This window comes from Streptomyces sp. NPDC037126, from assembly GCF_055605965.1.
On sequence record NZ_JBVJTD010000037.1, the window covers coordinates 40,651 to 51,781 of the forward strand.

Here is an 11,131-nt window from a genome sequence, read left to right on the forward strand (position 1 = left end):
GAAGGACCAGGGATCGCGCTTTTTCGCAGGTCAACGCCGGGGTTCCATGGGCCGGTGATCAGCAAAGCGGAGGTTCGCCCGGGGAACGGGTGGCGCTATCTCTTCCGTGGCGTGATGGTCGGCGACGGCCGCCGCGCCGCGGGTACGCCGCTGCGCGCCGCCCAGGACGAAGCCGGTGTCCCGCCCGGCGTCTGGAAGGGCCGGGGCCTGGCAGCGGTCGGCCTCACGGCCGGGGACGTGGTGACCGAGCGGCAGGCCGAACTGCTCCTGGGGGAAGGCCGGCACCCGGACGCCGACCGGATCGAGCGCGAGCGCCTGGAGGCGGGCGACGATCCGGCGAAGGCGAGGCGGGCGACCGTGCTGGGCAGGCCCATCGAGCACAACCGCTCGTCGAAGACCGAGAAGGCCAAGGAGCGGACGCCCTGGCTGGCCATGGACCTGGTGTTCCGGGCACCGTCGACGGCACACATCGCGTGGGCGCTCGGAGATGACGACACCCGGCTGGTGCTGGAGCTGTGCCAGGACATCGCCAGGGACAAGACGCTGGCGTGGTTTGAGGATTCGGTCGCGGAGATCCGCTGGAAGAGCGGCGGCAAGATCCGCAAGCCGGTCAGGGACGGGCTGATCGTCGCGGTGTTCCGGCACTACGAGTCGAGAGCTGCCGAGTCGAAGCCGCTGCTCCACGATCACGCGGTGGTGTCGATCCGCGCCCGGCGGCCGGACGACAAGGGGACGTGGGGCAACCTGTCGGCGGACTCCCTGATGGCCCACATCGTCGCCGCCGACACCCTCTACACCCTCTACTTCATGGAGGAGGTGTCCGCCCGGCTCGGGTGGGCGTGGGAGCCGCGCGAGGTGACGCCCGGCCGTCGGCCGGTCATGGAGATCGCCGGGATCGACCAGCGGCTCATCGGCTGGCAGTCCACCCGCCGCCAGCAGATCGAGGACGCGCTGTCCGTCCTGGTGGCCGACTACGAAGAACGGCAGGGGCACCCGCCGGGGGAGCAGGCCGCCTACGCGCTGGGCTGTCAGGCCGCCGACCAGACGCGCCCGCCGAAGCGCACGGTGATGCTGTCGCTGACCGAGCTGCGCGAGCGATGGCGCGCCTCAGCGATACGGGCGTTCGGCGCCTGCACCATCTACCGGCTCGCACAGCGCGCGCGAGCGGCGGCCGCGGCGGTGTGGGCGCGGGTGCGGCCGGTGGTCGACGTCGCCCTGGCCGCCGTCGACACCGTCGCCGTGGTGTACGTGATGCGCGGCGCCTTCAAGCGCCGGCACCTGCTCGCCGAAGCCCGCCGCCACCTCTCCTACGCCCTGCGCGGCCGACCTCACCAGCCCGGCCTGGACGACCAGATCGTGCAGGCGGTCGTCGACGACTACACCCGCCCCGTCGGGCGTGGCCTGAAGATGACCGCCGACCTACGCGCCCTGTACCCGAGCGACACCGAGGACCAGGCCGTGCTCCGCCCGCTGACCCGCAGGCGCACCGCGCCCCAGTACGAGCGGGCCCGCCTCGCCGCCGGCGCCCTGGCCGCCCGGGTCCGCGCCGCCCGCCGTGCGGAGCGCCTGGGCTCCCGCCCCCTGCCGTACGCCGTCGCCGTGCCCGCTGCCTCGAGGTCGCACCCGCAGCCGTTCCGCACCGGAGGGAAGGACGGCCGCCTCCAGGAGCCGGAGACCGGCGTGGTCACGGTGGAGCAGACGCGCCAGACCTTGGAAGCCGCCGCCGCGCAGGTGGCCGCCACGATCCAGGACAGCCGGCGGGCGCGCGAGGCCACCCACGGCCCCCGACCGCAGCCCGCCCCGGCGACGGCCCCGCCGCCACACACCCAGCAGCCCGGCATCCACCACACGCCGGGCCGGACCACAGGAGGAGTCACGTGAGCACCCCCGACGAACAGCCCAACCCCGAAGACGCCCTCGCCCGCGCCCGTGCCGCCCGCGCGGAGATGGCCGCCGCGCTCGAAGAGGACCAGGAGCCCGAGCCCGATGAGCCCCTGGGGTGGCAGCCGCTCTGGAAGCGGCCCCGGAAGCCGAAGTCGAAGGCGGCGAAGAAGGTGGAGCTGCGCAAGCAGAGGCGGCGGCTCCAGGACGCCGCCAAGCGTCGCCTCGCCGCGGGGAACTCGCGCCGGCCCCGCTCCCGGCAGAGCCGGATCGGCAACGCGGCCGCGCGCCGCGATGCCCGCGCCCTGTCCCGGGTGCGGCACTCCAGTGCCTGGCTGTGGTGACGATGCCGGGCATCGTCCACCGAGTGGAGCCCACGATGTTCTGCATCCGGTGGCGATGCACGACATCGGGTGGGCTCCACTCAGTGGACTCCACCCGATGGGCTCCACCGAGTGGACTCCACTCCGGTGCGCCGGATGACGATGGACGCCACCGTGGTGCGCACCGCGATGGTGCGCCACCGTGTCCGGCACCGCACCACCCCGCCGATGCCCGGCACGCTCGCGCGCGCTGGTGCGCCGCACTCGATGCTCCGCACCGCACCGGCGCGCCTGCCGCCGCCGACCCCTTGTCCGGGTGCGGCCGGCCGCACGCGACCCCCTTGTCCGGCTCCGCTACACCCCCTTGTCCAGCTCTGCTACCGCGACGTTTCCCCTTGACATAGCCGGTTTCGGCTTGCGATCAGGTCGCGGTCAAGGGGGTGTGTGATAGGGGAGCGCGCCCGGTGTGGTGCGGTGATGCCGGGGAGCCACACCGCTGTGGCGCCCGGCGGTGCGGTGCGGTGGAAGCGGTGCGGTGCGGTGGTGCCGGTGGAGCGCACCACGGTGGTGCGGATGTGCGCCGGGGATGAGCGCCGGACCGCACCACCGTCGTCCCGAGGGTGCGGCTACGCGGTGGTGCGGTGCGCCGGGTGCGCCTCCATCGCCTGCTTCATCCCCGCGGCCTCCAGCTGGCGCAGGACGTCGGCGACGTCGCTGTGGTCCTCGGTGAGGATGTTCTCGGTGAAGCGGGTGATGGTGTCGGCGATGCCCGGCGCACCGGCCAGGCACACGCTGTGGCACAGGAGCTCCAGCAGCAGGCGCCCGAGCGCGGCGGCGAGGAAGGAGTGGGCGCACGGCTCCCCGTCGTGGTCGTCCTCGGCGGTGATGGGGATGAAGATGCGCGCGGCGACGTCCAGGAGCAGCCGGTGCAGCTCCGGGCCCGTGTCGTCGGCGACCGCGCAGGCGGTGTCGATGTCGCCGGCCTGCATCGCCCGGATGTAGGCGAAGGCGTCGGCGACGTCGGCCGGCTCCATCGGGGCGAGCGGCGCGGTGACGGTGTTCTCGGGCATGGGTGGCTCCCTCTTCGTCGGGCCGCCCCGCTGATCGCGGCGGCCTCGAAGACACCCTCGAACTGCGGCCCTGTGGACAGAGTCCGGCCGCTGACGGGGGAGAACTCTCCCCCCTCCGTTTTGATCACGATGCGGTCACGACGGAGGGGTTTTCCCAGACCGGCGTCACACGGAGCCCGAATTCCACACCTGTACGAGGTGAATGGCGGGATAGGCCCGCCCCACCCTCCAGGAGCACCCTGTGGCGAGCACCGCAGACGAGCCCGAGCAGACCCCTGACCAGGCCGGAGAAGCCCCCTCCGTGGACCCCTCCATCACCCCCTCCGCGCCCCGTCGCCAACGACCGGGAGTTTCCGCAGGTCAGGCCCAACGGACAGGGGGCCGCCGAAGGTCCGACAACCCTCATGTACCGAGGAAGCCACAGCACAGGAGGACTTCGACCGGGCCTCGACGCCGGGAGCTCCTGCAAGCACTGGGGATCTTCCAGAGGGCTACGCCCGATCAGTTGTGGAAGCTGACCCGTCCAGACAACCGGCACGACAAGCTCACGCGGGACAACCTCCTGGATCTGGAGGACCACCACCTGGTGAGGATCGAGTCGGTGCAGGAGGACCAGCGGCAGGTGTGGGTGCTGACCAAGCGAGGACACGGCGAGGCGAAGGACCTGCTGGAGCCGAAGGGCATACGGGTCTCGGTGCTGCGCAAGCAGGAGTACGACCCGGACACCGGGGAGCTGCTCGGCACCGGCTACGACGACCACGCCGCGGCGGTCACCTCAACGGCCGCCGAACTCCACCGCGCCGGGATCGGCCACCGGCTCGGCTTCCAGACCGAGATCGGGCACCGACTCGGCAACAGCTACGTGCAACGGGCGGACCTGGTGGTCCGAGCGCCGGAGGCCGGGGTGCCGGTACTGCTGCTGGAGATCGACCGCCGTACCGAGGACGCGCACGACCTGGTCGCCAAGCTGCGCCGGTACTGGGAGTGGGGCCGGCTGCTGCCGAAGGACGCGGACAAGCACACCGTGGACCTGGTCCGCTCCCGGCCGGACGCGATCGACCACGTCGACCACGAGAAGCGGCTGTGGCGCCGCGTCTACCCGCCGACCGGCCGGGAGGGCCTGGTCCCGGTGGCGTTCGTGTTCGCGGACACCACCGAGGCGAAGGTCGCCAACACCGTGAAGGTGCTCGAGGAAGCCGGCCGCCTCTACTGGGCACCGCGCCGGTACCGGACCCTCCACCGGGGGATCACGGCGAAGGACTACGGCCAGGCGGTGCCCGTCGTCGTCACCACCCTGGAGAAGCTCCAGGAGCACGGCGCGGACGCGGCGGTGTGGCGGCGGCTGGGACGCAAGGGCGAGCAGACGCTGACGGCCGCGCTGGACAACCCCGACGGCGACGTCCTCTTCCGCGACCAGGAGGCCCGCGCCGACGCGGAGGAGGAGCAGCGCCGCGTCGCTGAGCGGGAGGCGCAGCGCCCCGTGTGCAAGCGGTGCGGGCAGAAGTTCACCGACCAGCGCTGGGAGGAGACCACCGCGCACAGGACGGCCTGGAACGCCGGGGACGTGTCCGTGTGCGGCACCTGCCACGCCGACGACGTCGCCCGCGAGGAAGCCGCCGCCGAAGCCGCCCGCCCCCAGGCCGCCGCACCGCCGGAGCCGGAGGACGACCCCGAGCCGGACCGGGGCCGCGGCTGGTTCCGCCGGCGAGCCTGACCGCACGAGCCCGCTGTGCGGTCGGCAGCCTCCAGGCCGCACAGCGGGACCGACCCCGAAGTCACCGCACCACAGCGCGGGACGGACAGGCCCATCCGACGGCGGCAGCCCGCCGGAGGCCCTACACAAGCCCCATGAGACGCAGCCGAGAAGAAACCGCACCCCAGGATCTGCCGGGCGACCTGTGGCACGCCCTGGCCCAGCTCCACCACAGCCATCCCGACCCCGTGGGTCGTGTCGGGCCGCTCGCCCGCCCGGCCGGGCTGCTGGCCTTCACCGCGGCCGCCGACACCATCCTCGCGGCCCGGGTGCAGCTGACCGGCGCGGAGACGATGCGCCAGGTGAACGAGACGCTCCGCGCGATGACCGGTGACCTGCCCCACGCTCACTTCACCGGACCCGGCGTCGCCCTGGAGCTCACCCTCAGCAGACGCCAGGAGCTCCCGGTCCACGCGGCACATATCGCCGGACTCACCCGACTCTTCCGGCACGCCTCCGGCACCATCGGTGCCCGAAGCACCCCGGGCGGTGGCCGCTGTTTCCACTGCGACGGGACCGGGCTCGCCCGACCCTTGTGGGAGCCGGCCGCCGGGCACGCCTGAGAATCGGCCCGCCACAAGAACGCTCGCGCCCCGGGCCGCCCTTCTGGACGGAGCGGGACGCGGGCGGGCGGAAGGAACTGAGGCTTACGCCGGTACGGGCGCCGGTGCCGGGCGCAGCGATGCGAGCGGGGAGCGCCGGCCTTTCTCCACTGCGCGCAGCTGCTCCCAGTCGACTTCGGGGTGGGCGGGGATGACCGCGTCGATGGATGCCGTGGTGTAGAGCGCGACGTCGACGGCCCCGGCCCGGCTGGTGCCGAAGCGGACCTCGATCGACTGCGGGGAGCGGACCCAACCGAGCCGCACCATGTGGTCGAAGTCGGCACGGCGCACCCGGAGCCGGGCAGCGGCCTGCTCCGGTCCGAGCGGGGTGTCGGCGGCGACCAGGTCCGCCAGGTCCTCGCGGCGGCAGACCTCCGCGACCTGGTCGGGGTGATGCAGCGTCCCCTCGGGGTTCGCGCTCAGGTCGACCAGCAGGCCGCGGTCGACGAACCGGCGCACCACGAACGCCGTCACGTTCGCCTTCTCGCCGATCACGTTCGGGGTGCCGAGCGCGTCGGCGATCCGGTCCGCCGCCGCGCCACCGCCAATCGGCGGGGAAGACATGGCGGCCCGGATGGCGTCGGCGTCCAGCGCCTCCACAGCGGTCCGCGACCACTGCCAGGAGGAGGCGTCCGGGTCGGGGATGAGGCCGGTGTACCGGGCCCACCGGAAGGCCGCTGCGGGCACCTTCAGGCGCTTGGCGGCCTGGCTCGCGTCGTACTCGGTTCGTCGCATGAGATCACCTCTCGCTCGTTCGCCGGAAGCGGCGGACAGAACATGACAGAACACGCGAAAACCTGTCAATACCCCTTGGAAACAGGCAAGTTGGACGCACACCGCTAGGACTGCGCCCGCGTACGCGAAGGAAATTCACCCGCCCGGATGCCGCTGCCGAACGGCCCGGACGGTCGCGGTCGGGGCGACCAGGGACCCCCGACCATGAGGCCGACCACGGCAGGCCTGCCCCCGACCACGGCTCTGGGGCGGGGAGTGTCGGAAGTGACACGCAATTCGAACAAGCGATCTAATGCCGGTATGGACGTGACCGACTTCCCCGACGACCTGGTGCAGACGCAAGCCGCCTGGAACGCCACCTACGACGCGCTCGCCGCACACCGCCCCCGCGACACCACCGCCCTGCGCCGCCGCCTGCTTCGCCTGTCCGTACGGCTGTGGTGGCACCCCTACTGGGAGACCGTCGCCTCGGTGCCGGCGGCACGGTCCGAGCTGCGCCACCTCGCCCGCGCCCATGGAGCCGTCCGGGCCGCGTGACCGGTCGCCCCGGTCGACCAGGAGCACGAGGTTGCGCCAAGGGTTGCGCCTATCTGTTGCGCTGGATGTTGCGCCAAGGGGTGCGCTAGGTGTTGCGCGGCCCGCAGGACTGTCCCCGTGTCCGTGCAGGTCACCACGCCGTTTTGCCGTGGTCGGCCTGCTGACATCCCCGTTGCGGCTGCTCTGCCCATGTCCCTTGGCTGGAGTGAAGGAGGAAGGGACGGGCGGGACGGGCGGCGCGGCCGCGGCCGGGGATCGGGGCGCGCTCAGCCGGTTGCGCGTCGGCCGGGGCCGCCGCGCCTTGCCGCCGTCAGCCCGGCAGCGGAGGCCGGGACGGAAGTCGCCGGCGCCCCGGTGCTGTCCTTCCGGTGCCGAGCCCCACCAAGGGGTGAGGCGGGAGAGTCCCGCCGGATGGAGGTACCGCTGTGATCGTCCGACTCCTGGGTGGCCCGCTCGCCGGTCGTGTACTCACGACCACCAATGCCCCGTGGGCCGGAGGTTGGCTCACGGCCGGTGACGCCGACTGGGGCCTGTACGTCCCGGTGCACCGAGACCCGGCGACCGGCATCGTCCTGGCGGAGGCCCGGGTGACCATCCGGCGCCGCCGGTAGCCGGCCCCCGGGCATCTGCTGCAACACCCGAGCCGCGTTGCACACCTGACCTGCGGAGACGGGCCTGGATGCCCGTCCGGGACCGCTGTTGCACCACCGTGTTGCAGAGACCTCACGCACGAGACCCCGGGACCATCACGGCCCCGGGGTCTCGCACAATCCGGCTCAGCGCCGGACCGTCATGCCCAGTCGATGCCCAGCTTCCGCAGCGCGCCCAGCTGCTCCGCGCTGAGCTTGTCGCGCCGGGACTTGGTGTTCGAGACCCACACGCCCAGTTTCACGGCCACCGGCTCCGCCTCGCCGTCGACCGCGATTTCCTCGCTGTGGCCGCGCGGCACTGGCCGGTCCGCACCTTCCCGCTCCACCCACTGCGCAAGGGCCTCCAGGCCGCGCTGGAACGCCTGTTGCGCCTTGCTCGGGCCCTTCGCCGCACGGGGCGCCGCCGGGGCGGGAGACGGGGCCACAGGGGCGCTGATGCCGAGCGCGGTCAGCCGCTCCTGCTGCTCGGGCAGGAGCTGCGCCCAAGTGCCCGGTTCCTGCTGCCGCCACCGCCACTTGCCCACGTCGTCGCCGTCGAAGACGACGCCCGGCGCGATGTAGGGCAGGACGCCGTCGGCGTCGACCAGGTCGGCGAGCACCCGGTAGTGGCGCTGCCAGTCCAGCGGCCACGGGCAGTCCCAGTCCGGGTCGATCTCCGTCAGCTGCGCCGCGCGCACGGCGGCCCGCTCCGGGTCCTTGCCCAGACCGTTCTTCGCGCCCTTCCTGCGGAGGTTGGCCATGTACTGCCCGACGGGCACCATCGCCTCGCCCTCGCCCCACACCGCGTCCTGACGCGGCGCGAGGTGCCCGGTGGCCCGCCGGTACGACCGGAGCGCGGCGAGCTTGGCCTCCCACGCTTCCTCGCCCGGCTCCCAGAGCATCCCGGCCTCCGGCGCGTCCAGGAGGACCTTGCGCCGGTCCTCCAGCTCACCCGCCCGCAGCGCCTTGCGCTGCTGGTGCACCCACCGCCCGAGGGGGAAGTCCTTCGTGACGCCGACCTCGACCTCAACGTCATAGGGCACGGCGTAGACGCCGGTGATCTCGTTCTCCGCCCGCCAGCGCAGCAGGGCCTGATAGCCCTCCAGCCACACCAGCGACTCCGGCCGGTACACCCGGGTCCGCAGGAATGCCGCGATCGTCGCCGCGTCGCGCGGGCTGGAGAAGTGCAGCAGCGCGGACTCGGCAGCAGCGTCGGTGTCGTCCTGCTCCTGGTCGTCGCCCTCGCTCTCGCCGCCAGCCCCGACGATCCGCCCGTCCTCATCGCGCTGGACGTGGACCTTGCGCTTGCCGCTCGTGAGGGCGCGGGAGGCGAGCTGCTCGACCAGGCGCTCATCATGCGAGCGCAGGCCCTGGAGCACGGCTACGAGGGGCCGGAAGCTGGCGCTGGCGACCATGTCGGTCGGGTCCTCGTTCGGCTCCAGGAACACCGGGACGATGATCCTGGCGACCTTGGTGGAGCCGTCCTTGTTGAGTCGGAGCGCGCGGCCGATGTTCTGCACGATCTCCACCTGGGAGCCACGGGTGTCGGCGAAGCAGACGGCCTCCACACCCCGCTCGCCCGTGATGTCCACGCCTTCCCCGAGCACGCGAACGCTGGCGAGGAAGGCGCGGTGCACCCGGCGTCCGGCCGCGTCGATGCCGTTGGCGAACTGGCGGATCTTCTCGCGCCGTTCGGCGACGGTGTGGTCGCCGCACAGCCACGCCGACCAGACGCGGTCCGGCGGGACGTGGCGGCCGGCCTCGAGTTCGTAGAACTCCGCGTCGATGGAGGACTTCGGCAGTTTGTCGGCGGCGGCCAGGTCGTCGTCGGTGGCGTCGTTGACGTACAGCTCGGCTGCCGTCTCCGGGAGCTTGTCCGCGAACGCGGCGGCCTCCTCCACCTTCTGGTGGAACGTCATGACCGTACGGAGGTTGTACGCGGCAGCGTGCTCCAGGAGCGCGGTCTGCAGGAGCGCCAGGCGCCGGCCGCGCCGCGCCTCCTCCGACTCCCCCAGAACGGGGGAGGGGTCGCGGATCTCCAGGACGTCGATCTCGAACCCAGCGAGGATCTCCCGCTCGATCGCCTCCGAGAGTCCGAGCTCCGCGAGCCACGCGCCGTACGTGCCCTCCGGGTCGTCGGCCATGGTCGCGATCTCCGCCTCCTGGCCGTCCGCGCCCTTCTGCGGCCGGGCAGCGGCGAGGATGCGCGGGGTCGCGGTCAGGTAGAGCCGGAAGTCCGCCGGGATGCGTGCGTTGTCGTGGATCGCCGCCCACGGCCGCCCAAGATCACCGGCGGTGCCGTGGGCCTCATCCACGATCGCGAGGTGGAAGCCGTCCATGCGCTGGCCATAGAGGCGGTCTCCGCCCGCCAGAGCGGCCTCCAGCGGCCCGCGAACCTTCCGCTGGCCCTCGGGTGCGTCGATGTCCTCGCGGTCCACGAGAGAGGCGTACGTGGCGAACACGACCACGGGCCCGTGCCCGGCCCACAGGGCGAGTTGGATCGGGTTGGTGGTGGTCCGCACGCCCAGCTCCTTCAGCACCGGGTCGTTCTCCAGCGAGCACACCGCGACCATCGGGGCCCGGTGGCCCACCAGCCGCCACGCCTGAGCGGTCTGCGCAAGCAGGTCCAGGGTGGGCACGGTCACGAGGATCCGGCCGTCCGCGAACGACTCCAGCGCGCACGCAGCAGCCGTGATCGTCTTGCCCGAGCCGGTCGCTGACACGATCGTGCCCCGGGCACCCTGCGGGGGCACAGATGACCTTGCAGGGAATCCCACCCACCTGCGAAACGCGGAGCGCTGATCTACCTGGTGTTCCTTGAGCTGAATCGCTGACATTTCCTTGCCTCCCCGAGCGGTCAGTTCCTGTGGTTTTTCAGAGGGCCACGTGCGGAATGCAGGCCGCGCCCAAGTCGTTCCAGATCGACGCATCCGCCTTGTGCCAGCCGCCCGGCTTTCCGTCCTTGAAGGGCGGCTTGTCGTCCGGGTCGTAGTGACCGGCATCGAGCGTGCAGACCACGACGTCCCCGTCCGCGTTCCGCGTCCGAGCCGTGCACAGACCGCCGGCCTCACCCAGCGCCTCCAGCACCCGCCGCCGCGCCGTGGTGTGCGGGTGGGTGCCCGGCAGCACGCTCTCCCGGACGAACCTCTCCAGCCGAACCAGGTCGGCCCGCTCACGCTGCCTCACGTCCGCGATGTGTACGGCCAGTTCAGCGGCCCCGGACGACCGGCCGCCGCGCCGGGACCACTCCCGGTCCGCGATGCCCACCAGGGCCTCGCTCACGGCCGTCACGCCGTCATCCCAGCCGTCCGCGAAGACCTCGCCCCGAGAGGCCGGCGCCATGCCGCCCAGCTCCACCACCTGGCACTGCGCCCCGGCGACCGCCCCGGCCTCCAGCGCGGCCACCAGGTCGTCCGCCTCGCTCGCGGGTACGCCCTGCGCCTCCAGGAGCGCGAACACCTTTAACCGGGCGTTGACGCCTGCCGTCTGGTACTGCGTCACCCGGCGCAGAGAATCGCTGCTCAGCGCGGGATCGGGTCCGGTAGATTCGTGGTGACCGGTCATCTGTGGTCGTTCCTTTCGGAATTTGGGGGAGTTCCCG

General features: G+C 72.5%; 10 protein-coding genes. 6 read left to right on the forward strand and 4 right to left on the reverse strand.

The window, feature by feature from the left end; translation table 11 throughout:
• The first annotated feature begins 114 nt into the window (after positions 1-114).
• Both mobF and ACZ7FF_RS41255 read left to right on the forward strand, forming a co-directional pair.
• Positions 115-1,881, forward strand: a complete 1,767-nt coding sequence (gene mobF / locus ACZ7FF_RS41250) for a MobF family relaxase (RefSeq protein ID WP_470819449.1) — start codon at positions 115-117, stop codon at positions 1,879-1,881.
• Positions 1,878-2,225 carry a hypothetical protein gene (locus ACZ7FF_RS41255; RefSeq protein WP_470819439.1) on the forward strand — a complete coding sequence of 116 codons (348 nt, stop codon included), beginning with the start codon at positions 1,878-1,880 and terminating at the stop codon, positions 2,223-2,225. The genes mobF and ACZ7FF_RS41255 overlap by 4 nt, the downstream gene beginning before the upstream one ends.
• Before the next feature lie 605 nt (positions 2,226-2,830).
• Here the strand turns inward: ACZ7FF_RS41255 and ACZ7FF_RS41260 are convergent.
• Positions 2,831-3,274, reverse strand: a complete 444-nt coding sequence (locus ACZ7FF_RS41260) for a hypothetical protein (protein WP_470819441.1) — start codon at positions 3,272-3,274, stop codon at positions 2,831-2,833.
• Between the two features lie 505 nt (positions 3,275-3,779).
• On the opposite strand from ACZ7FF_RS41260, the gene ACZ7FF_RS41265 reads away from it, so the two are divergent.
• Both ACZ7FF_RS41265 and ACZ7FF_RS41270 read left to right on the forward strand, forming a co-directional pair.
• Positions 3,780-4,988 carry a hypothetical protein gene (locus tag ACZ7FF_RS41265; RefSeq protein ID WP_470819442.1) on the forward strand — a complete coding sequence of 403 codons (1,209 nt, stop codon included), beginning with the start codon at positions 3,780-3,782 and terminating at the stop codon, positions 4,986-4,988.
• Between the two features lie 134 nt (positions 4,989-5,122).
• Entirely contained in the window at positions 5,123-5,590 is a 468-nt protein-coding gene (locus ACZ7FF_RS41270; protein WP_402200568.1) for a hypothetical protein, read from the forward strand.
• 84 nt (positions 5,591-5,674) lie between these two features.
• Here ACZ7FF_RS41270 and ACZ7FF_RS41275 read toward each other — a convergent pair whose 3' ends face one another.
• The gene (locus ACZ7FF_RS41275; RefSeq protein ID WP_470819444.1) at positions 5,675-6,364 is read right to left on the reverse strand and encodes a hypothetical protein; all 690 of its coding nucleotides are present in this window, start codon (positions 6,362-6,364) and stop codon (positions 5,675-5,677) included.
• 300 nt (positions 6,365-6,664) lie between these two features.
• On the opposite strand from ACZ7FF_RS41275, the gene ACZ7FF_RS41280 reads away from it, so the two are divergent.
• Both ACZ7FF_RS41280 and ACZ7FF_RS41285 read left to right on the forward strand, forming a co-directional pair.
• A complete protein-coding gene (locus ACZ7FF_RS41280; RefSeq protein WP_402200565.1) occupies positions 6,665-6,901 on the forward strand; it encodes a hypothetical protein in 237 nt (78 codons plus the stop codon).
• Positions 6,902-7,326: 425 nt separating this feature from the next.
• Positions 7,327-7,512: a hypothetical protein gene (locus ACZ7FF_RS41285; protein ID WP_402200563.1), complete on the forward strand. Its 186-nt coding sequence runs from the start codon at positions 7,327-7,329 to the stop codon at positions 7,510-7,512.
• 179 nt (positions 7,513-7,691) lie between these two features.
• On the opposite strand, the gene ACZ7FF_RS41290 is transcribed toward ACZ7FF_RS41285, so the two are convergent.
• Positions 7,692-10,367, reverse strand: a complete 2,676-nt coding sequence (locus ACZ7FF_RS41290; protein ID WP_470819445.1) for a helicase associated domain-containing protein — start codon at positions 10,365-10,367, stop codon at positions 7,692-7,694.
• A gap of 37 nt (positions 10,368-10,404) precedes the next feature.
• Positions 10,405-11,094: a hypothetical protein gene (locus tag ACZ7FF_RS41295; RefSeq protein ID WP_402200559.1), complete on the reverse strand. Its 690-nt coding sequence runs from the start codon at positions 11,092-11,094 to the stop codon at positions 10,405-10,407.
• Positions 11,095-11,131 lie beyond the last annotated feature (37 nt).

Bases quoted from the DNA above. Each gene is read 5' to 3' on its own strand.
- mobF (WP_470819449.1), top strand. From the start codon at position 115: ATGGTCGGCGACGGCCGCCGCGCCGCGGGTACGCCGCTGCGCGCCGCC.
- ACZ7FF_RS41260 (WP_470819441.1), bottom strand. From the start codon at position 3,274: ATGCCCGAGAACACCGTCACCGCGCCGCTCGCCCCGATGGAGCCGGCC.
- ACZ7FF_RS41270 (WP_402200568.1), top strand. From the start codon at position 5,123: ATGAGACGCAGCCGAGAAGAAACCGCACCCCAGGATCTGCCGGGCGAC.
- ACZ7FF_RS41275 (WP_470819444.1), bottom strand. From the start codon at position 6,364: ATGCGACGAACCGAGTACGACGCGAGCCAGGCCGCCAAGCGCCTGAAG.
- ACZ7FF_RS41280 (WP_402200565.1), top strand. From the start codon at position 6,665: ATGGACGTGACCGACTTCCCCGACGACCTGGTGCAGACGCAAGCCGCC.
- ACZ7FF_RS41290 (WP_470819445.1), bottom strand. From the start codon at position 10,367: ATGTCAGCGATTCAGCTCAAGGAACACCAGGTAGATCAGCGCTCCGCG.
- ACZ7FF_RS41295 (WP_402200559.1), bottom strand. From the start codon at position 11,094: ATGACCGGTCACCACGAATCTACCGGACCCGATCCCGCGCTGAGCAGC.